16 protein-coding genes are annotated in these 19,479 nt (G+C 69.1%); 7 read left to right on the top strand and 9 right to left on the bottom strand.

Translation table 11 applies throughout. From position 1 onward, the window contains the following. Entirely contained in the window at positions 1-420 is a 420-nt protein-coding gene (locus PE061_RS11430) for a TIGR01244 family sulfur transferase (protein ID WP_271255414.1), read from the bottom strand. A 29-nt stretch (positions 421-449) separates the two neighbouring features. Here PE061_RS11430 and PE061_RS11425 point away from each other — a divergent pair, with 29 nt between their 5' ends. Together PE061_RS11425 and PE061_RS11420 are read left to right on the top strand one after the other, a co-directional pair. Continuing rightward, the gene (locus tag PE061_RS11425) at positions 450-1,061 is read left to right on the top strand and encodes a CDP-alcohol phosphatidyltransferase family protein (protein WP_271255413.1); all 612 of its coding nucleotides are present in this window, start codon (positions 450-452) and stop codon (positions 1,059-1,061) included. Positions 1,062-1,194: 133 nt separating this feature from the next. Further along, positions 1,195-2,295: a right-handed parallel beta-helix repeat-containing protein gene (locus PE061_RS11420; RefSeq protein WP_271255412.1), complete on the top strand. Its 1,101-nt coding sequence runs from the start codon at positions 1,195-1,197 to the stop codon at positions 2,293-2,295. A gap of 18 nt (positions 2,296-2,313) precedes the next feature. Here PE061_RS11420 and scpA read toward each other — a convergent pair whose 3' ends face one another. The 3 genes from scpA to chrA are packed head-to-tail and all read right to left on the bottom strand — an operon-like array spanning position 2,314 to position 6,571. Next, positions 2,314-4,470: a methylmalonyl-CoA mutase gene (gene scpA, locus PE061_RS11415; protein WP_271255411.1), complete on the bottom strand. Its 2,157-nt coding sequence runs from the start codon at positions 4,468-4,470 to the stop codon at positions 2,314-2,316. 28 nt (positions 4,471-4,498) lie between these two features. Then, entirely contained in the window at positions 4,499-5,197 is a 699-nt protein-coding gene (locus tag PE061_RS11410; RefSeq protein WP_271255410.1) for a hypothetical protein, read from the bottom strand. Between the two features lie 39 nt (positions 5,198-5,236). Next, the gene (gene chrA / locus PE061_RS11405) at positions 5,237-6,571 is read right to left on the bottom strand and encodes a chromate efflux transporter (protein WP_420794298.1); all 1,335 of its coding nucleotides are present in this window, start codon (positions 6,569-6,571) and stop codon (positions 5,237-5,239) included. Positions 6,572-6,600: 29 nt separating this feature from the next. On the opposite strand from chrA, the gene PE061_RS11400 reads away from it, so the two are divergent. After that, positions 6,601-7,671, top strand: coding sequence for a beta-N-acetylglucosaminidase domain-containing protein (locus PE061_RS11400; protein ID WP_271255408.1), 1,071 nt, complete (start codon positions 6,601-6,603; stop codon positions 7,669-7,671). Here the strand turns inward: PE061_RS11400 and PE061_RS11395 are convergent. Continuing rightward, positions 7,643-8,608 carry a GlxA family transcriptional regulator gene (locus PE061_RS11395; protein ID WP_271255407.1) on the bottom strand — a complete coding sequence of 322 codons (966 nt, stop codon included), beginning with the start codon at positions 8,606-8,608 and terminating at the stop codon, positions 7,643-7,645. The genes PE061_RS11400 and PE061_RS11395 overlap by 29 nt on opposite strands. Positions 8,609-8,689: 81 nt before the next feature. On the opposite strand from PE061_RS11395, the gene PE061_RS11390 reads away from it, so the two are divergent. After that, the gene (locus PE061_RS11390) at positions 8,690-9,373 is read left to right on the top strand and encodes a DJ-1/PfpI family protein (RefSeq protein ID WP_271255406.1); all 684 of its coding nucleotides are present in this window, start codon (positions 8,690-8,692) and stop codon (positions 9,371-9,373) included. Between the two features lie 94 nt (positions 9,374-9,467). On the opposite strand, the gene PE061_RS11385 is transcribed toward PE061_RS11390, so the two are convergent. Then, complete coding sequence (locus tag PE061_RS11385; RefSeq protein ID WP_271255405.1) at positions 9,468-10,493, bottom strand: PEP-CTERM sorting domain-containing protein; 1,026 nt, start codon at positions 10,491-10,493, stop codon at positions 9,468-9,470. 305 nt (positions 10,494-10,798) lie between these two features. Then, entirely contained in the window at positions 10,799-12,175 is a 1,377-nt protein-coding gene (locus PE061_RS11380) for a peptide MFS transporter (RefSeq protein WP_271255404.1), read from the bottom strand. A 63-nt stretch (positions 12,176-12,238) separates the two neighbouring features. On the opposite strand from PE061_RS11380, the gene PE061_RS11375 reads away from it, so the two are divergent. After that, on the top strand, positions 12,239-13,990 hold the full coding sequence (locus PE061_RS11375) for a DUF885 domain-containing protein (RefSeq protein WP_271255403.1): 1,752 nt from the start codon (positions 12,239-12,241) through the stop codon (positions 13,988-13,990). Between the two features lie 29 nt (positions 13,991-14,019). On the opposite strand, the gene PE061_RS11370 is transcribed toward PE061_RS11375, so the two are convergent. Continuing rightward, complete coding sequence (locus PE061_RS11370; protein ID WP_271255402.1) at positions 14,020-15,642, bottom strand: hypothetical protein; 1,623 nt, start codon at positions 15,640-15,642, stop codon at positions 14,020-14,022. A 474-nt stretch (positions 15,643-16,116) separates the two neighbouring features. Between PE061_RS11370 and PE061_RS11365 the strand changes: the two genes are divergently transcribed. Next, a complete protein-coding gene (locus PE061_RS11365; RefSeq protein WP_271255401.1) occupies positions 16,117-16,404 on the top strand; it encodes a PilZ domain-containing protein in 288 nt (95 codons plus the stop codon). A gap of 18 nt (positions 16,405-16,422) precedes the next feature. On the opposite strand, the gene PE061_RS11360 is transcribed toward PE061_RS11365, so the two are convergent. Beyond that, positions 16,423-17,586, bottom strand: coding sequence for a glycosyltransferase family 4 protein (locus PE061_RS11360; RefSeq protein WP_271255400.1), 1,164 nt, complete (start codon positions 17,584-17,586; stop codon positions 16,423-16,425). 120 nt (positions 17,587-17,706) lie between these two features. Here PE061_RS11360 and PE061_RS11355 point away from each other — a divergent pair, with 120 nt between their 5' ends. Then, positions 17,707-19,452, top strand: a complete 1,746-nt coding sequence (locus PE061_RS11355; RefSeq protein WP_271255399.1) for an asparagine synthetase B family protein — start codon at positions 17,707-17,709, stop codon at positions 19,450-19,452. The last annotated feature ends 27 nt before the right edge of the window (positions 19,453-19,479 follow it).

Here is a 19,479-nt window from a genome sequence, read left to right as displayed (position 1 = left end):
CTACCGCGCCGCCATCTGCCGCATGACGCCGTGGATCGGCGACAGGTCGTATCCGGCGGCGCGCGCGGCCTCGGCGAGCGCGTCGGCGTCCTTGCCGGTCGAGGCTTCGGCGAGCCCCCAGAGCATCGTCGAGCGCGTGCCGGAACGGCAGAACATCAGCGTGCGCTGCCCTTCCAGCGCCTTGCGCACGGCCTCGATCATGTCCGGCGTGATGCCGCCGTGCGACATCGGGATATGAGCGTAGGCGAGCCCTTCCGCCGCCGCCGCAGCCGCAATGACCTCGCCCGGCGGCTGATCGGGCGCCTCGCCGTCGGGCCGGTTGTTGATGATCGCGGTGAACCCCGCCGCCTTCGCCGCGCCGACATCCTCGGGCGAGATCTGCGGCGCGACCGACACGGTTTCGCTGAGCGTCAGGAACATGGTTTCCTCCAAAAAGACCGGGCACGGGCGTGCATGGCGTTCATGCCTCGTCTATCGTGCGCGGACGATACTGGCGACTAAAACAGCACGGGAGGCGCCCTATCAACATCCCGAACCTGCTCACCGTGCTGCGCCTGCTGCTGGTGCCGCCGATGGCGCTGTGCCTGATCGCGGGCGACCTGACACGCGCGGGCATCATCTTCGCCGTCGCCGCCGCCACCGACGCGATCGACGGCTGGATCGCCCGGCGGTGGCACAGCGTCACGACGTTCGGGCGGCTGATGGACCCGGTCGCCGACAAGCTGCTCGTCGGCACCGCCGTTGCGCTCCTCTGGTGGACGGGGCTGCTGCCGGGCTGGTTCGCGCTCGTCGTCGCGGCGCGCGAGGGCTTCGTGCTCGCCGCCGGCGTCTGGGCCCGCGTGCGCGGCCATGCCGACGAGCTCGAACCCGGCCCGTTCGGAAAGGCCGGGAACGCCGCGCAGATGGTGCTCGTGGCGCTGATCCTGCTGCCGCTGCCGGGCGTTCTGAAAACGCCCCTCCTGCTGCAAGCGCTGATGATCGCGGCGAGTTTTCTGACGCTGGTGTCGGCCGCCCGCTATGTTCGGCGCTGGATACGCGCACGGCGGGAAACGGATGCGTAACATCCCGTCCGCTATACGGCTGGCCGGGCTTCCGGGGACGGCGCGATTGAAACCGTCATCATTCGCGGGGCATGAGCAGACCGCGCGGTCGGGGGTCTCGCGCGGCATGACGGCAGCGACGAGGTCGACGGACATGGCATTCAGACTCGTTCTGGCAGCGGCGCTGGCAACCGGCTCGGCCGGCGCATCGGCGGCAACGCTCACGGTCGGCGCGAACAGCACCTACGCGACCCTCACCCAAGCCGCGCACGCCGCAAGGCCCGGCGATACGATCGTGCTCGCCCCCGGCTTCCATGAAGGCGCGCATTTCCATGCCGACCGCCTGACGATCCGCGCAGCGGAAAGCGCGCTGCCGGGCAGCGTCGTGGTGCGCGGCGCGGCCGTCGGCCGAAAGGGCCTGTTCGTCATTTCCGGCAACGACGTGACGGTTGCGGGCATCGCCTTCGAAGGCGCGCGCGTCCCCGACGGCAACGGCGCCGGAATCCGCGCCGAAGGGCGAAACCTGACCGTCCGGGACTCGCGGTTCTACGGCAACGAGATGGGCATTCTGACCGACAGCGTGCCGGGAAGCGTCGTCACGGTCCGCGGTTCGCGCTTCACCGGGACGGAGAGCCGCGGGCGCGACCATGTCGGCCATGCAGTCTACGCGAACGGAATCGCGCGGCTCGTCGTGACGGACTCGCACTTCGAGCGCGGCGCGCGCGGACACTACATCAAGTCGCGCGCGCTGGAGACCCTCATCACCCGCAACCGCATCGACGACACGAACGGCTCGGCATCCTACCTCATCGACCTGCCGCAAGGCGGCGCCGCGACGATCAGCAGCAATCTTCTCGTGAAAGGCCCCCATCCCGACAATTGCTGCACGGCCATCGCTTACGGCTTCGAAATGCGCAAGGGCGGCAGTTATGCGAACCCGCCGGGCCCCGTCCGCGTCATCGCGAACCGCTTCGTGAACCGTGCGCCGGGGCTCGTGACGTTCTTCGCCAACCGGTCCGCGCCCACCAACGCCGCGCGGCTCGCGGACAACGAGATGATCGCCGAGCAGGGCCGCATCGTCGTCGCCTCGGGCAGCGCCACGATCACCGGCGAGGCCGTACCCGCTGTCCTGCCGGATGCCGCGACCTTCGCGAGCATGGTCCTGAAGCCGCCGCTGTCGGGCGTATTCGCCCTGCTCGGCTTCGGCCTTGCCGGACTCATCGTCGGACGGCGCAAGGCCGCCGCCGAGCGATAACCGGCAGGCGCCGACTCCCTACTCCGCCGCCTCGGCAAGCCCCGCGGGCGGCATGTTGTGGCCGAGCAGGCGCAGCACGTCGGCCGCGCACTCCACCACGTTGGTGCCGGGTCCGTAGATGCCCTGAACGCCCGCATCGCGCAGGAAATCATAATCCTGCGGCGGGATGACGCCGCCCGCGATCACCTTGATGTCGCTGCGCCCCTCGGCGCGCAGGCGGTTGATGAGCTCGGGGATCAGCGTCTTGTGACCGGCGGCGAGCGACGAGGCGCCGACGACATCGACGCCGGTCTCGAGCGCGAGCACCACCGTCTCCTCCGGCGTCTGGAACAATGGCCCGGAGACCACGTCGAAGCCCATGTCGCCGAAGGCCGACGCGATGACGTTGGCGCCGCGGTCGTGCCCGTCCTGCCCCATCTTGGCGACGAGCAGCTTCGGCTTCCGCCCCATGCGGCGCTCGACGGCCCTGACGCCGTCCACCACCTGCTCCCAGCGGGGATCGCCCTTGTAGGGCGCCGCGTAGACGCCCTTCACCGGCGTCGGCACGGTGCCGTAGCGCTTGAAGCTTTCCTCCATCGCCGACGAGATCTCGCCGAGCGTGGCACGCGCGCGCGCCGCGTCCACGGCGAGCGCGAGCAGGTTGTTCCCGATGCTGGAGGGCTTCGCGGCGCCCGCGCGCAGCGCATCGAGCGCGGCGCGGCAGGCCGTCTCGTCGCGCGCCGCCTTCACGGCGTTGATGCGGGCGATCTGCGCCTCGCGGACCTTGGTGTTGTCGACTTCCAGCGTTTCCAGCAGGTCCTCGTTCGCAAGGCGATACTTGTTGACGCCGACGATCACGTCCTCGGCGCGGTCGACGCGCGCCTGCCGCGCCGCGGCGGCTTCCTCGATCATCGCCTTCGGCCAGCCCGCCGCCACGGCCTTCGCCATGCCGCCTTCGGATTCGACGCGCTCGATGATCTCCCACGCCTTGTCGACGAGTTCCTGCGTCAGCGCCTCCACGTAGTAGGAGCCGCCGAGCGGATCGACGACCTTGGTCATCCCCGTCTCTTCCTGGATCACGATCTGCGTGTTGCGCGCGATGCGGGCCGAGAAGTCGGTGGGCAGCGCGATCGCCTCGTCGAGCGCGTTGGTGTGCAGCGACTGCGTGCCGCCCAGCATCGCCGCCATCGCCTCGATCGTGGTGCGGATGACGTTGTTGTACGGGTCCTGCTCCGTCAGCGACACGCCCGAGGTCTGGCAGTGCGTGCGCAGCATCTTCGAGCGCTCGTCCTTCGCGCCGAGGTTCGTCATAACCCGGTGCCAGAGCACGCGCGCGGCGCGCAGCTTGGCGACTTCCATGAAGAAGTTCATGCCGATGGCGAAGAAGAAGCTGAGCCGCCCCGCGAACTTGTCGATGTCGAGGCCCGAGGCGACGCCGTAGCGCACGTATTCCGCGCCGTCCGCGATGGTGAAGGCCAGCTCCTGCACCTGCGTCGCGCCGGCTTCCTGCATGTGGTAGCCGGAAATCGAGATCGAGTTGAACTTCGGCATCTCCCGTGAGGTGTAGCCGAAGATGTCGGAGATGATCCGCATCGAGGGCTCGGGCGGGTAGATGTAGGTGTTGCGGACCATGAACTCCTTGAGGATGTCGTTCTGGATGGTCCCGTCGAGCAGCTTCCGGTCGACGCCCTGCTCCTCGCCCGCGACGATGAAGAAGGCGAGGATCGGGATCACCGCGCCGTTCATGGTCATCGACACGGACATCTGGTCGAGCGGGATGCCGTCGAACAGGATCTTCATGTCCTCGACCGAGTCGATGGCGACGCCCGCCTTGCCGACGTCGCCGACGACGCGCGGATGGTCCGAATCGTAGCCGCGGTGCGTGGCGAGGTCGAACGCGACCGACAGCCCCTTCTGTCCGGCCGCGAGGTTGCGGCGGTAGAAGGCGTTCGATTCCTCGGCGGTCGAGAAGCCCGCGTACTGGCGGATCGTCCACGGGCGCCCCGCGTACATGGAGGCGCGCACGCCGCGCGTGAACGGCGCGAAGCCCGGAAGGCCGGGATCGGCGGTCACGTCCTCCGCCGTGTAGAGCGGCTTCACGGTGATGCCCTCGGGCGTCTCCCAGTCGAGGCTCTTGCCCTTCACTTCCTTGTCGGCGAGCGCCTTCCAGGCGTCCAGCGTCGGCTTGTCCGTCATAACCTCTCCGTAATCCCCATCGCCCGGCTCAGGACAGCGTGACGTCCGTCACGCGCGCCGAAGCGCCGCCCTTGCCGTCGGCGTCGAACCGGACTGTCACGGTCGTGCGGCGACCGCAAGCCACAAAGTCCCACGCCTCGCTCCAGCCGCCCGCGAAGCGCGTGCCGAACTGCATGGGCGAAAGATCGCCGTCCGTGGCCGCGATCCGCGTCTGCCGCATCCCGACGCTCGTCACCTCGCACGCGGGCTGCTGCTGCTTCGCGCGGTCATAGGCGGCCTTCGCGGCGATCCTGCTGGTCTCGCGCATCTGGCTCGGCGTCGAGATCGCCTCGCCGCGGTTCACCACCAGCAGCAGGTGCCGCCCGTCGCTCTCGGCGATGTACATGTAGCGCAGCAGCGGCGTTTCGGCGCAGTCTATGCGCGCATAGAAGGTCCACGCGCCGACGAACGCGCCCGCCTTCAGCCCCTCGCTCACCAGCCGGTCGGCGGTGGCGGACTGAAGCCCGTAGGGCTCCGCCTTCGTGAGCGTCTCGCACGCCTGCGTCGTCGTCGACCAGCGGGCACGGTCGAGCACCTCCTTGGTCAGCGCATCGAGGTCGGGCGCGCGAGATGCGGCCGCGCTCTCCTTCGCGGCGAACCATTCGGCAGGAACGCCCGGCACTTCCGCCGCCTGCTGCGCAGCGGCAGGCGCGGCGGTGAGCAGGATGAAAGGGATCAGGCTGCGCATGTCCGGCGCTATATCGCCGCCCGGTGGCGGGGTCGATGCCTAAAGCACGGCCCGGACGGCGAGCCCGAGCGCGATGCCGATCAGCAACAGCCGGCCGATGCCGATCCTCCAGCGCCACGCGATGACGCCGAGCAGCACGGTGAGCACCAGCGCGGCGGCGTCGAGGCTGGCCCAGTCCGGCAGCGCCGCGTCGAACGGCCCGGCATCGAGGCGCACGGTGCGCGCGAACAGGAAGTGCACGCCGAACCAGACGCCGAGATTGGCGATGACGCCGACCACCGCCGCCGTGATCGCCGCGAGCGCGCTTGCGAGCGCCCGGTTGCCGCGCAGCCGCTCCACATAGGGCGCGCCCACGAAGATCCACAGGAAGCACGGCGCGAACGTCACCCACGTCGTCAGCAGCGCGCCGAGGATGCCCGCGCCGACCGACCCGCCGTTCTCCCGCCACGCCGCGACGAAGCCGACGAACTGGGTGACGAGGATCAGCGGGCCCGGCGTCGTTTCCGCAAGGCCGAGCGCGTCCATCATCTCGTGCGGGCGCAGCCAGCCGAAGCTGCCGACGACCACGTCCGTCATATAGGAAAGCACCGCGTATGCGCCGCCGAAGGTGATCACCGCCAGCCACGAGAAGAAGCGCGCGATCTCCGCGTAGACGCCGCCGGGCAGGACGAGCCACAGCAGCGCCAGCGGCGCGAGCCAGAGGGCCGCAATGCCGAGGATCGCAAGCGGCGCGCTGCGCCGCGGCGTCTCGTCGAGCGCGGCATCGCCCGGCGCGCGGGCGAACACCGTCGAGCCGCGCCGCCCCGCGACGTAGCCGATCAGCCCCGCCGCCAGCACGACGACCGGAAACGGCACGCCGAACAGGAACAGCGCCGCGAAGGCGAGCACGGCGAGCAGCCGCGCGATGCCCGAGCCGAGCGCCCGGCTGCCGACGCGCTCCAGCGCCTCCACGACGATGACGAGCACCGCCGCCTTCAGGCCGAACAGCAGCCCCGCCACCGCGGGCACCTGCCCGAGCGTCACGTAGAGCACCGACAGGCCGAGCATGAGGAGCATCCCCGGCAGGATGAACAGCAGCCCCGCGACGAGCCCGCCGCGCACGCCGTGCAGCAGCCAGCCCACGTAGGTCGCGAGTTGCTGCGCCTCCGGCCCCGGCAGCAACATGCAGAAGTTGAGCGCGTGCAGGAACTGCGCCTCGCCCACCCATTTTTGCTCGTCGACGAGCACGCGGTGCATCAGCGCGATCTGCGCCGCCGGGCCGCCGAACGACAGGATGCCGATGCGCGCCCACACCCGGGCGGCTTCGGCAAACGGAACGGACGGCGCAGGCTGGCTCACGGCGCCTGTGTCGCACGGTCCCCTCGCCTTTGCCATCCCCTCGAAAGCCGCTACACGATCCCGCCATGACAGGAACGATCCCGCCGCTCGGCCTCGTCGAAGGCTATTTCGGAGAGCCCTGGACTTGGGCGGAGCGGGAGCACGTGATGCGAACCCTCGCGCCGCACGGCTTCTCGTTCTTCATCTACGCCCCGAAGGCCGACGCCTGTCTGCGCCGCCGGTGGCGGGAAGACCATCCCGCCGAAACGATGGACGCACTGGCGCGCTTCGCGAGCGCCTGCCGCGCGGCGGGCGTCGCCTTCGGCGTCGGCCTCACGCCCTACGAGTTGCACAACGACTGGACCGGCGACGGCAAGGCGGCGCTCACCGCGCGGCTGAAGGCGATCGGCGCGCTCGCCCCCGACATCGTCGCCGTCCTGTTCGACGACATGCGCGGCGACATTCCGGGCCTTGCCGAAACCCAGGCCGAAATCGTGCACCACGCCGCCGCCGCGCTCCCCGCCCGGATGCTGATGTGCCCGAGCTACTACAGCGACGATCCCGTGCTCGACCGCGTGTTCGGCGCCCGGCCCGCGCACTACCTCGAGGACCTCGGCCGCCTGCTCGATCCGGCGGTGGACGTGTTCTGGACCGGAGAGGAGGTGTGCAGCCGCGAGTTCACGCGCGGCCACCTCGACGGCGTCGCGGAGCAGCTCCGCCGCAAACCCGTGCTGTGGGACAACTACCCCGTCAACGACGGCCCGCGCATGTCGCGCTTCCTGCACCTGCGCGCCTTCACCGGGCGGCACGGCATCGCGGAGAGCGTGGCGGGACACGCGATCAACCCGGCGCTGCAACCGTGGCTGACGCTCGCGCCCGCGCTGACGCTGGCGATGAGCTACGCCGAGGGCGACGCCTATCGCTACGCCGCCGCGTTTCAGGAGGCCGCGCGGCAATGCTACGGCAGCGACCTCGCCGCCGCGCTGGAGGCCGACCTCCTCACGCTGAACGACAGCGGCCTCGACCGCATCCCCGGCGAGCGCTGCACGTCCCTGCGCGCGAAATACAAGGCGTTCGGCCACCCGGCCGCCGACGAGGTCGCGCGCTTCCTCGAAGGCGGCTACCTGATCACCGGCGAGGCGGTGCAGACGCAGTAGCGTTCAGCGCGCGCCACGCGGCGGGCGACAGGCCGAAGGCGCCCGAAAAGCTTTTCGCGAAATGCTCGGGCGAGGAAAAGCCGCACGCCGCGGCGGCGGCCTTCACCGCCGCGCCTTCGCCGAGCAGCGCGCGGGCGCGGTCCAGCCGTGCCGCCGTGACGAAAGCCGCGGGCGTCTTGCCGGTCGCCTCGCGGAAGTTGCGGTGGAAGCTGCGCGGCGTCTCGCGGGCACGCGCGGCGAGCGACTCCACGTCGAGCCTCTGGTCGAGGTTGGCCGCGATGTAGCCGACGAGATCGGCGTAGCGCCCGGCGGCTTTCGCCTGCGCGCGGAGCAGCGGCGAATATTGCGACTGGTTGCCGGGGCGGCGCACCGACAGCACCAGCCGCCGCGCGATGGCGTTGGCGAGGCGCGGCCCGTGGTCGCGCTCCACCATCGCCAGCGCCATGTCGATCCCCGCGGTGACGCCCGCCGAGGTCCACAGCGCACCGTCCTCCACGAACATCGCGTCGGCATCGACCGTCGTTCCCGGGAACCCTTCGGACAGCAGCCCGGCGCCGTTCCAGTGCGTGGCGACGCGGCGGCCGTCGGTCAGCCCCCACGCCGCGAGCGCGAAGGCGCCCGTGCAGATCGAGCCGTAGCGGCGGGCCGTCGCCGCGCCCTGCCGGAACCATTCGCCGGTCCGCCCGTCCTCCATCAGCGCCCGGAGACCGGGGCCGTCGCCGCCGACCACGAGCAGCGTGTCGACCGCATCGAACGCCGGCAGCGGGAGTGTCGAGACGGCGACGCCGCAGCTCGACATCACCGGCCCGCCCTGCCCCGAAACCGTGACCACCTCGTCCCCGTTCCCGAGCCCCTCCGCGACAGCGCCGAACACGGCGGCGGGGCCCGAAAGATCGAGAAGCTGGAAGCCCGGAAAGACGAGGAGTACGGTCCGCATGGCAGAATTATACAGGTTATTGTCATTTCCGCCAATCCGGCAACTCCCTAGAAGCATCCGACAACGCGAAGGACACGTGCCATGACCGGGACATTCCACATCGGCTTCCTGCTCTACCCCGAGCTGACCCAGCTCGACATGACCGGCCCCGCGCAGGTGCTGGCGCGTATGCCGGGCGCGAAGCTGCATTTCGTGTGGAAGGACATGGCGCCGATCCGCGACGATTGCGGCCTCACCTTCCTGCCGACGGCGACCTTCGAGGACTGCCCGCAGCTCGACATGATCTGCGTGCCGGGCGGCTACGGCACCGCCGCGGTGATGCAGGACGAAACCGCCCTCGCATGGCTCAGGAAGCAGGCCGGGAGCGCCCGCTTCGTCACCAGCGTCTGCACCGGCTCGCTGGTCCTCGCCGCCGCCGGGCTGATGACCGGCTATCGGGCCGGATGCCACTGGGCATGGCGCGACCTGCTGGCCGGCTTCGGCGCGATCCCGGTCGCGGAGCGCGTCGTCGAGGACCGCGACCGCATCTCGGGCGGCGGCGTCACCGCCGGAATCGACTTCGCCTTCCGCATCGTCGAGAAGCTGCACGGCCGCGACGTCGCGGAGATGATCCAGCTCGCGCTCGAATACGATCCCGCGCCGCTCGGCGGTGGCACGCCGGAGACGGCGCGCAAGTCCATCCTCGACATGACGCGCGCGGCCATGACGGCGCGCGGCTTCGACCTTCGGCGCACGGAAATATCCTCCCTCGCCTCCGCGCGCTGAAAACGAAGGCGCCGGCGGACCCGCCCGCCGGCGCCTGATCGCTTGTCGTTCGATAAATAGGGGCGGCCGAAGGGCCGCCCCCTTGTTGTATACTTTAAGCTGCCTTGCGGCGACGCATCAGGCCGAGACCGGCCAGACCGAGCCCGAACAGGGCAAGGGCTGCCGGCTCCGGCACGCCGGTCGGCGGCGGCGGGGGAGGAGGCACGACGACATCGCCGCCAACGCCGCTGAATGCGAAGACGAAGGTCGGAAGCGTGTCGGACGCAGGACCCGACGACTGACCCAGAGAGTAGAGTTCGGGCGAAATCAGCGACAGAAGCGACAGCGCATCCGCCTTGTTGGCACCGGCGCCGTAGAAGATGTCGAACGTATAGCTCTCACCGACAAGAAGCGTTCCGAAATCGAAAACGAACAAGGAACCGTGGTCCGCGGGTCCCTTGACGCTGAAGTCGGTGTTGACGGTGCCGGACATGATACCCGAATTGAACTGCGCGGTTTCCGGGTTCGCGTTCGCGAATCCGTCATCGGTCGAGCGGATAAGCGTGGAGGTCGTCCCGGTTCCGACGTGGGTGACAAGCTCGGCAAACTCCGTGGGCGGAACGTCCCAGTCCATGACCCGCGCATAGCGCACATTCGAAAGGTCCGCGCCGGTTCCGTTGGTAAGCGTGACGGTCATGCCGAAGAGGGCGCCTGTCGACGTCGATGCGGCCTCGGTCACGCTGTGCGAGATCGTAAGACCGGTAAGGCCGGCCCGATTGAGGTACGTGTTGGACGTGAAGCTGCCGGGAGCGGATTCCGTGGATGTGAAGCCTATGAACTGGTTTCCGGTCGATTGGCCGACCTGGCCGCCGAGACCGTTCGCCGAGACGCCCCATGCCTCGCATGGGCAGCCGGGCGACAGCGCATCCTGGAAACCGGTGCGGCCACCCTGACCGCTGAAATTGTATCCGATGCCGATACTGGTGTAATTGATCTCGCCGGTGTCCTGAAGACCGATCCGGACCAGACCATTCGACGAGGTCAGCACTGCTCCTGCATTGGCGGAGCCCGGAAGCGCCGCCAGCGCCAAAGCGCTCACGGTCGCTGCTGCCAGCAATTTTGTACGCGTAATAAACTTCATGAACGTCCTCCTGTTTCTCAGGCCAAAGCCGAGCCGCATTTCCGAAAGCAAGCTTGATGCCAATATGAAAAACATTTATTTTACAAATAGATACAAGATTTGTCAGGGCACATGATTTGAAAATTGTAAATTTCCCCGACGTATGAAGGGACTGGAGGAAACGATGCGAGGCGATCCGGGTCGTGTCCCGCGGGGCGGTGCAGGAACCGTCGATCCGCAGCAGGACCGGGTTCGGATCAGGCAGGCACATCGTCGCACCCGCACAATCAAGCGCCTGCCAAAAGCGTGTCGGGATTGATCGACGTTCAGCCCTGAACGGCGAGGCGGCGGCCCATGAACAGCTTGAAGAGCACGAACACCATGCCCGAACCGGCGGCAAGCCCGGCATGGAGCAGCCAGAACTCGGTCGTCCGCATCGTCTCGTAGAAGCCGCCGATCCAGCCCACGAGGGCGTTCGCGGTGAAGAAGGCGAGGTAGTAGAGGCCGATCACCGTGGCGTTGATCGCCTTCGGCGCGACCTTGGCGAACAGCGCGAGGCTCACGGGGAGCATGTGCGCGAAGCCGATGCTGTTGATGACATGGAAGGCGACCGGCCACGCGAGCCCGATCTTCTGCCCCGCGCCCTGCGTTTCCGCCGCCATGTAGAGGCAGAACATGCCGCCCACCGAGAAGGCCGAGCCGATGATGATCTTGGTGATCTCGTCGGGTTCCCGCCGGCGCTTGCCGTACCAGCGGTAGAACAGCGCAACGAGCGCGAGGAAGCTGACGCTGACCACGGCATCCAGTGTGACGAGCCATGTCGTCGGCAGTTTCTCGCCCATGAAGACGAGATCGAACTGCTGGTCGCCCCAGACGAGATAGGCGTTGAAGATCTGGTTGTTGGGCACGATCGCGACGGCAAGCACGGGGATCAGCAGCAGCAGCGCGATCACCGCCGGCCAGTCGCCCGCCTCCAGCTTCGGCGCGGCTGCGGTATGCTTGCCCTGCGGCGCGAAATGCTCGCGCGGCAGGTGCTTCTGCCCGGCGAGGTAGATGGCAAGCGCGATCAGCATCCCGACCCCCGCCGCGCCGAAGCCCCAGTGCCAGCCGACCGTCTCGCCGAGCGTGCCGACGACGAGCGGCGAGGCGATGACGCCCGCGTTGATGCCGAGGTAGAAGATCTGGAACGCATCCGCGCGCCGGAGGTCGCCGGGGCCGTAGAGCGCGCCGACCTGGCTCGCGATGTTGCCCTTGAACATGCCGCTGCCGAGCACGAGGCACAGCAGCGCGAACAGGAACGCCGCCTCGAACGCCATCAGGAAATGGCCGAGCGCCATCGTCACCGCGCCGAGCAGCACCGTGCGCCGCTTGCCGAGCACGCGGTCGGCGAGGAAGCCGCCGAGGATCGGCGTCAGGTAGACGCTCGCCGCATAGGTGCCGAAGATCGCCGAGGCGAGCGCCTGCCCCTCGATGCCGCCGTAGAGCGCACTGAACGGCTTGAACAATGCCACGTTCTCGACGTGCCCCGGAAGCAGAAGCTCCTTCGTCATGTAGAGCACGAGCAGCGCCTGCATCCCGTAGAAGGAGAAGCGCTCCCACGCCTCGGTAAACGCCAGATAGCCGAGCCCGACCGGGTGCCCGAGGAAGCGCCGGTCCTCCGTCATGTGGATCGCCTCGGGCTCCGCGTCTTCCGAAATCGTCATCTTGCACTCCCCCGCGCCCACCCTATCGTGCGGATGTATAACAGCATCGTCAGGGAGACCCACATGAAACCCGGCCTCATCGCGATCGGCCTGTCTGTCGCCGCATCCGGCGCATGGGCGGCGCCCGCCGACGACTTCGCAAGGCTGCGCGACGACATCTGGCAGATGACGCTCGCCGAGAACCCGCGCCTTGCCACCAGCCTCGGCGACCGGCGCGGCGACGGCAGGCTCGACGACATCTCGCTTGCCGGATACGAGCGCCGCCTTGCCGCGGACAAGGCCTTCCTGAAGCGCCTCGACGCCATTTCCATCGACGCGCTGCCGAAGGCCGACCGCATCGACTACCGCATCCTCAGGCGCAGCCTCGAAAGCAGCGTCGAGGGCGCGGCGTTCGGGCAGGAAGCTACCATCCTGTTCACCAACCGCTACGGCTGGCACATGGCGTTCGCGGGCCTTGCCGACGACTCCCCGTTCTTCAACAGGGCGGACTACGAAAGCTACGTCGGCCGCCTCGAGGCCTACGGCAGGCAGAACGCCGACGGCATCGCCGTCACCCGCCGCGCCATCGCCGAAGGCTTCACGCAGCCGTGCGTGCCGATGGCGGGCTTCGAAAAGACGATCGAGGGCCGCATCGCGCCGAGCGCCGGGCAGAGCAGCTTCATGTATCCGTTCCGCGCGAAGCCTGCGATGATTTCGGAGGGCGACTGGCAGGCGCTGAAGGCGCGCGCGGCAAAGGCCGTGGAGACCGTGGTGACGCCCGCCTACCGCGATTTCCTGAAATTCTACACGTCCGAATACGCGCCCAGGTGCCGCAAGAGCGTCGGCATCGCGGCGACCAGGGACGGCGCCGCCTACTACGCCTACCGCATCCGCCAGCAGACCACGACGGACCGGACGGCGGAGGAGATTCACGAGCTCGGCCTCAGCGAGGTCGCGCGCATCCGCGCCGAAATGGATGCGGTCGTGCAAAAGTCGGGCTTCAAGGGCGACCGCAAGGCCTACATCGCCATGCTGCGCACCGACCCGAAATATTACGCGAAGACCGGCGAGGAGCTGATGCTGCGCGCGGGCGCGCTCGCCAAGACCGTCGACGGCCATTTGCCGAAGCTGTTCGGGCGCCTGCCGCGCCTGCCCTACACGGTGCTGCCGATCCCGGACGATCAGGCGGCGGGCAACACCACCGCCTATTACGAGCCCGGCGCCATCGCCGCGGGCCGCGCCGGCGTCTACCGCGTCAACCTCACCGAACTCGACCAGCGCCCGCTGTTCGAGCTGCCGTCGCTCGGCGTTCACGAGGCGGTGCCCGGCCACCACCTCCAGATCGCGCTCCAGCAGGAGCTCGACCTCCACGATTTCCGCAAGCACGGCGCGTTCTTCACCGCGTTCGTCGAGGGCTGGGGCCTCTATTCGGAGCGTCTCGGCATCGAGATGGGCCTCTACGACACGCCGGAGAAGGACATGGGCCGCCTCTCCTACGAGATGTGGCGCGCCTGCCGCCTCGTCGTCGACACCGGCATCCACGCCAAGGGCTGGACCAAGCAGCAGGCGGTGGACTTCATGCTGGAGAACACCGCGCTTTCCGCGGCAAACGTCGACGCCGAGGTGAACCGCTACATCACGTGGCCGGGGCAGGCGCTCGCCTACAAGATCGGCGAACTCAAGTTCCGCGAGCTGCGCGCCCGCGCGGAGGCGGCGCTGGGCGACAAATTCGACATCCGCGCCTTCCACGACACGGTTCTCGAAAACGGCGCGGTGCCGCTCGACGTGCTGGAGGCGTATTTCGACGAATGGCTCGCGGCGCGGAAAGCCGCGTGAGGCATCCGCGGCCGGTCAGGCGCCGCTGATTACGCGCCGCTGACCAGCAGCAGCCATGCGATGCTCCGTTCGAGCACGCGCGGCGCGAGCGGCAGCGGATCGAAAATGCTCTCGGGGGTCTCGGCGTAGTGCGGATCGGCCGCCACGACCTGCTGCCATTCCGCCTGCGCCTCTTCCATCCGCCCGGTGCGGGCGAGCGCCATCGCCATCATCGCGTGCTGCAGCGGCGGGCCGACGGGCGTCTGGAAATCCTGCGCCGCCGAGAGCGCCGCTTCGGCATCGTCGCGCGAGACGGCGGCGAAGAACAATCCCGACTGCACCCACGGCGGGGGATTGGGGTGAAGCGAGAGCGCCTTGCGGAGCACCGCCTCGCCGTCGGCATCGCCCATCATGATCTTGAACATGCCGACCCCGGCCATGAACTCCGGATTGTTCGGGTTGAAGTAGATGACGCGGTCGGCGGCGGCGCGGGCCTGCCGATCCAGCCCCAGATAGAGCGCCGCGCGCATCACCGAATATTGCGCGCCGGGATCGTTGGGCTGGAGTTCGACGGCCTTCAGCGCCTCGGCATGTGCGCCCGCGAGCAGGTCGGCGCGCTCCTCGCCGGTGCGCTTCAGCGCATCCTGCGCGAGGAACCACGACCATGCGCCGTGCGCCATCGCCGATTTCGGATCGCCGGCGACCCATGCCGTCACGCATCCGCGCACCTTCGGCTCGTCCTCCGGCGGCATCATCCGCCAGTAGCTGCGAAGCGCGAGCCAGCATCCGTAGGGCGTGTCGATGTCGATGTTCCGCTGGTCGCCGTCGTTGTGGATGACGCCCGCGGGCTGCGCCAGCCGCGCAGTGACCGTCGCGGCGACCTCGTCGACGTCGAACAGCCGGCCTTCGACGGGTTCGCGCAGGCCCGAACGCGACCAGACCACGCGGCCGGTATCGAGGCTGGTGAGCGTGATGTTGATGCGCGTGCCGCCGGGCACGGCGCGAAGCGTCGTGTCGATCCGGTAGTCCGTGCCCGAGGCGGGCGTGCGCACGACGTCGATCGCGGTGAAGCGGTCGAGCCCTTCGCCGAGGCCCGTCGTCAGATCGACCGCCGCGTCGCGCTGCGGCTGCGCCGCGTCGAGCGCGGTCGCGGGCGCGAGATAGATCGTCGGGAAGTTGCGGACGCGCCAGGCGTTCCCGTCCGTGCGCCACAGGAACAGCGCCGCCAGCAGGACCGCGAGCGCCGCGACGCCGAGCGCGGCATAGCGCACCGTGCTTGCCTTCGGCCCGGGAAGCTCGGGCACCAGCGGGGCCGGCGCCTCGCCGACGAACTCGACCGCATAGCCGCCGCTCGGCACGCGGATCTGGATGCCGCCCACGGGCGCCGCGTGCGCGTAGTGCGCGTCCAGCAGCTTGCGCAGGCGCGCGACCTGGACGCGGGGATAGGAATCGGTCTGCGGATCGAAATCCGCCTCGCGCCCGAGCGCCTCGACCGCGATGGCGTAGGACTTCAGCTTGTCGCCGCGCCCCCCGAGCGTTTCCGTGACGAGGAAGCGAAGCAGGCGCCGCATCACGGGCGCCCGCTGGAACGCCGGATCGGCCTCGATCGCCTCGAGTTCCGCGTCCACCTTCCGCCGCACGGCGTCGCCCGGATGGATCGGGTCGTGGTGCATCAAAAGACCTCCTCTCCCCCCGACCGTTGCCGCAACGCGACCGTTCCCCTGATTGTTACGAGCCGGAAACGTCCTAACATTCCGTTAAAAAGCGCAGGCGCATGATTTCACGGGAAAGTTCAGCGCTCCCGGAACCTCGCCGAAACCTCCGGTGTAACGGTTACAACCAGCCGCCCGCCGCCCGTGACGACACCGTCACCAAAGCAAGGCGCAAGGCCGAATCTACCGCAAGGCGGGAGTCCGGCAACCGGTTTTTACTCCCGCCCGAACCGTTCATCCGATTTCCTGTCCCACAGAACGAAACGCCAACACGTTCGGCCGCGATCCTGTTCCTCTCAACCGATCGCGGCCACACCCCGGCGGCGGCGACTGCGTCCTCCGAAGTCGCCGCCGCAAACCTGCCGGAAACGCCGTCAGAGGGGCGTTGGCGACGAAGAACAGAACGAGTTGCATCAAGGCAGGGGGAGAACCGGAATGATCGACAGCAGCGAAGGCGACGCGCGCGGACGGGTTTCCACCCGCATGTCCGGGGCGATCACGGTCGGCCGGCGGCGCAGCACGGTTGCCGTCCGCAACATTTCCACGGGCGGCGCCATGATCGAGCTGCCGTCCCCGCCCGAGGAGGGCACGCGCATCCGGTTCGAGACCGAGACCACCGGCAAGCTCGACGCGCGCGTCGTCTGGGTGATCGGCAATCGCTGCGGGCTGGTGTTCGAGCGTTCGGCGGCGAAGCCGGCGCGCCGGGAAGCCGCGACCGCCTGAACCGTCAGGCGGCGATCCTCACGTAGCGTCCATCGCGGCGCCCATAGCGCGGGCATAGACCTCGCGGTAGCGCGCCACCATCACCGCCTCGTCGTATTCGGCGACGACGCGCGCGCGGTTCGCGGCGCCGAGTTCGGCGCGCAGCAGCGGATCGCCGATCATGCGCGCGAGCAGCCTCGCGAACACCATGTCGTCGTCGACCCGCGCGATCATCGGCCGGTTGCGTTCGCAAACGATGGCGCGCACGTCCCCCACATCGGTGGCGACCGCGGGAAGGCCCGCCGCCATCGCCTCGACGAGGCTCAGGGGGAACTGCTCGCTGTCGGACGACAGGGCGAAGATGTCGAAATGGCCGACGCAGGTCTCGGGCCTGCCGATGAACCCCGGCATGAGAAGCCGGTCGGCGACGCCCGCCTCGGCCGCCGCGGCGAGGATCGCCTCCCGCTCCGGCCCTTCGCCGACGATGAGGAGGCGCGCGGGCACGGAGACGATGCGCGTCGCCGCCGCGAAGGCGCGGACGAGGCGCGGCAGGTTCTTCACCTTGCGCAGGCCCGCGAGCGTGCCCACCACGACCTCGCCTTCGCGCCGATCGAAGCCCGGGATGCTGCCCGCGGGCGGCGGCGCGGCGAACAGCGCGCTGTCGATGCCGTTCGGGATGCGCACGACGCGGGCGCGCGGCTGCTTCCACGTGCCGAGCGCGATCCGCTCCAGTACCTGCGAGGGGACGACGAGCGCGCTTGCCGAGGGCAGCGCGAGGCGCCGGTAGAGCACGCGCGCGGGTTTCTGCCGCACCACCTCGTCGTCGTTGAAGCCGTCCTCGTGGTGGACGAGCGGCCGGCGCGCGAACAGCCGGTTCGCCATCACGCCGTCGAGCGCCCCCCAGTTGTAGGTGAGCACGAGGTCGTAGTTGCCGCGCGCGATCGCCGCGCCGATCGCCTTCAGCTTGCCGGGCGTCAGCCGCCCGGCGAGCTGCGGGAAATCCCGGAGCACGCGCGCGTCCACGCCCGGGGCGATCTGCCGGGCGGCCCCCGCGGCGTCCGGCACCGCGCTCACGATGTCGTGCGCGCAGGCATCGCCGAACGCGTTCATCAGGCGCACGGCGCGCGCTTCCTTGCCGCCGAGCGCGAAGGTCGAATGCAGGTGCAGCAGGCGGGGCCGGCTGGAAGGCGGCGTCACGGACATGGTTTCGGCTTATAGCAGTGTTGAAACACCGATAAAGGCGTGACAAAGCGCCGAAAATTAACGATCAGGCGGCATTCGCCACGGATGCGCCAAGGGGCGCGAACAGGGAAACGGGACGGCATGGGCGGCTTCTATCTGTGCCGACTGACGGAGGAACACGCCGACGAGGCGCGCATCGCCGCCGCCGAGGCGCAGTTCCGCCTGCACGGCTTCAGCCGGTTCACGCCGCTGCGCGCTGCCGCGCACGCCGGTTTCCACGCCGCCCCCATCCACGGCAGCCATGCCTGCTTTCATCGCGACGGCGACGATTTCATCGCGGTCGCGGGAACGCTGGTCCACGGCGGCAGGTTCGGCGAGGCGGCGCTGCGCGCGCTGCTCGCGGACTTCCGCTTTCCGTTCGAGGACTGGTCGAGCACCACGGGCCAGTTCGCCGCGCTCGTCCACAAGGCCGGGCGGACCTATGTCTTCACCGATTTCTTCGGCGCCTTCCAGCTCTTCCACGACGCCGACTGGGATGTCGTCTCGACGAGCTTCCTCGCCGCCGCGAAAAGTCTCGACCGCGTCACCTTCGATCCGCAGGGCGTCTACGAGTTCGCCTTCAACGTCTTCCCGACGGGCGACGACACCGTCGTCAACGAACTGAAGCGGCTCGGCCCCGACGCCCAGATGGAGCTGGGCGTGAAAGCGGTGCGCGCGCAGGTGACGAAACCGCTGCCCGAGCGCATCTCCTCGACGCCGATCGAGACGCGCATCGCCGCGCAGGCCGAGCGGCTGCGCGGGACGGCGCGCGTCTATGCCGACGCCTTCGGCGACAGGATGCAGTGCCCGCTCTCGGGCGGGCTCGACAGCCGCCTTGCGCTGGCGCTGCTGCGCGGCGCCGGGGTCAGCCCGCACGTCTACGTCTACGGCAGCCCCGGCGACGGAGACGTCGAGGTGGCGCGGCACATCGCGGAGCACGAGGGCTTCCGCTTCGAGCCGTTCGAGAAGGCATCCTTCGCGCGCATCACGCCCGACGACTTCCCGGCGATCGTCGCGCGGAATTTCCACGAGACCGACGCGCTCGTCACCGACGGCGGGCTGTTCGACAACGGCGGCAACGCCCATGCCCGGCACAAGCGCCAGGAAGGCGGCCAGCTTGCCGTCTCCGGCGGGTGCGGCGAGGTGTTCCGCAACTTCTTCTACCTGCCCGACCGCGCGCTGACGGCGCGGCAGGTGATGGGCGCCTTCTTCGCGCGCTACACGCTGAGCGACGTGACCGACGTGTTCGACCCGCGCGGCTTCCTCGACCGGCTGGAAGCGAAGGCGCTCACCGCGCTGGAGAAACCCGGCCACACGGGCAAGCTGCGCCGCACGCTGATCGAGCAACTTTACCCGCGGATGCGCTGCCGCGCCTTCTTCGGCCGGGAGATCAGCCTCGTCGGGCGGCAAGGCGCCTATTTCATGCCGTTCTTCGATCACGAGGTCGTCGCGGGCGCGCTGCAACTGCCGATCGCGCTCAAGAACGCGGGCCGCTTCGAGGCCGCGCTGCTCACGCACATCGACCCGGTGCTCGCCGCCTATCCTTCGGACTACGGCTACAGCTTCGACCGCCCGCCGACGCTGTCGCACCGCATGAACGAGCTCGGCACGCGCGTGCGGCCGCCGTGGCTCCGCCAGCGCAGCTACGCGGTCCGGCGGCGTCTCGGGTCCGTCCCGGACGAGCACGGCGGCCTGCTGACGCCCGCCTTCCTCGGGCGCGTGCTCGATCTGCACTTCCCGCACATGCAGCAATTCTTCCGGATGAAAGCCGTCACCGACAGCGGGCTCTACCGGCGCATCGCGACGCTCGAATATCTGGCGCAGCACCTCGAGCGCCAGATCGGTTGACACGAATCTTTTGACTCTCACTCAAAA

The organism is Sphingosinicella microcystinivorans, from assembly GCF_027941835.1.
Lineage (GTDB): Bacteria > Pseudomonadota > Alphaproteobacteria > Sphingomonadales > Sphingomonadaceae > Sphingosinicella.
This window is presented reverse-complemented; position numbering and strand designations above follow the sequence as displayed.

Coding starts and splice junctions, on each gene's coding strand:
- PE061_RS11430 (WP_271255414.1), bottom strand. CDS start 420: ATGTTCCTGACGCTCAGCGAAACCGTGTCGGTCGCGCCGCAGATCTCG.
- PE061_RS11420 (WP_271255412.1), top strand. CDS start 1,195: ATGGCATTCAGACTCGTTCTGGCAGCGGCGCTGGCAACCGGCTCGGCC.
- scpA (WP_271255411.1), bottom strand. CDS start 4,470: ATGACGGACAAGCCGACGCTGGACGCCTGGAAGGCGCTCGCCGACAAG.
- PE061_RS11410 (WP_271255410.1), bottom strand. CDS start 5,197: ATGCGCAGCCTGATCCCTTTCATCCTGCTCACCGCCGCGCCTGCCGCT.
- chrA (WP_420794298.1), bottom strand. CDS start 6,571: ATGGCAAAGGCGAGGGGACCGTGCGACACAGGCGCCGTGAGCCAGCCT.
- PE061_RS11400 (WP_271255408.1), top strand. CDS start 6,601: ATGACAGGAACGATCCCGCCGCTCGGCCTCGTCGAAGGCTATTTCGGA.
- PE061_RS11395 (WP_271255407.1), bottom strand. CDS start 8,608: ATGCGGACCGTACTCCTCGTCTTTCCGGGCTTCCAGCTTCTCGATCTT.
- PE061_RS11390 (WP_271255406.1), top strand. CDS start 8,690: ATGACCGGGACATTCCACATCGGCTTCCTGCTCTACCCCGAGCTGACC.
- PE061_RS11385 (WP_271255405.1), bottom strand. CDS start 10,493: ATGAAGTTTATTACGCGTACAAAATTGCTGGCAGCAGCGACCGTGAGC.
- PE061_RS11380 (WP_271255404.1), bottom strand. CDS start 12,175: ATGACGATTTCGGAAGACGCGGAGCCCGAGGCGATCCACATGACGGAG.
- PE061_RS11375 (WP_271255403.1), top strand. CDS start 12,239: ATGAAACCCGGCCTCATCGCGATCGGCCTGTCTGTCGCCGCATCCGGC.
- PE061_RS11370 (WP_271255402.1), bottom strand. CDS start 15,642: ATGCACCACGACCCGATCCATCCGGGCGACGCCGTGCGGCGGAAGGTG.
- PE061_RS11365 (WP_271255401.1), top strand. CDS start 16,117: ATGATCGACAGCAGCGAAGGCGACGCGCGCGGACGGGTTTCCACCCGC.
- PE061_RS11360 (WP_271255400.1), bottom strand. CDS start 17,586: ATGTCCGTGACGCCGCCTTCCAGCCGGCCCCGCCTGCTGCACCTGCAT.
- PE061_RS11355 (WP_271255399.1), top strand. CDS start 17,707: ATGGGCGGCTTCTATCTGTGCCGACTGACGGAGGAACACGCCGACGAG.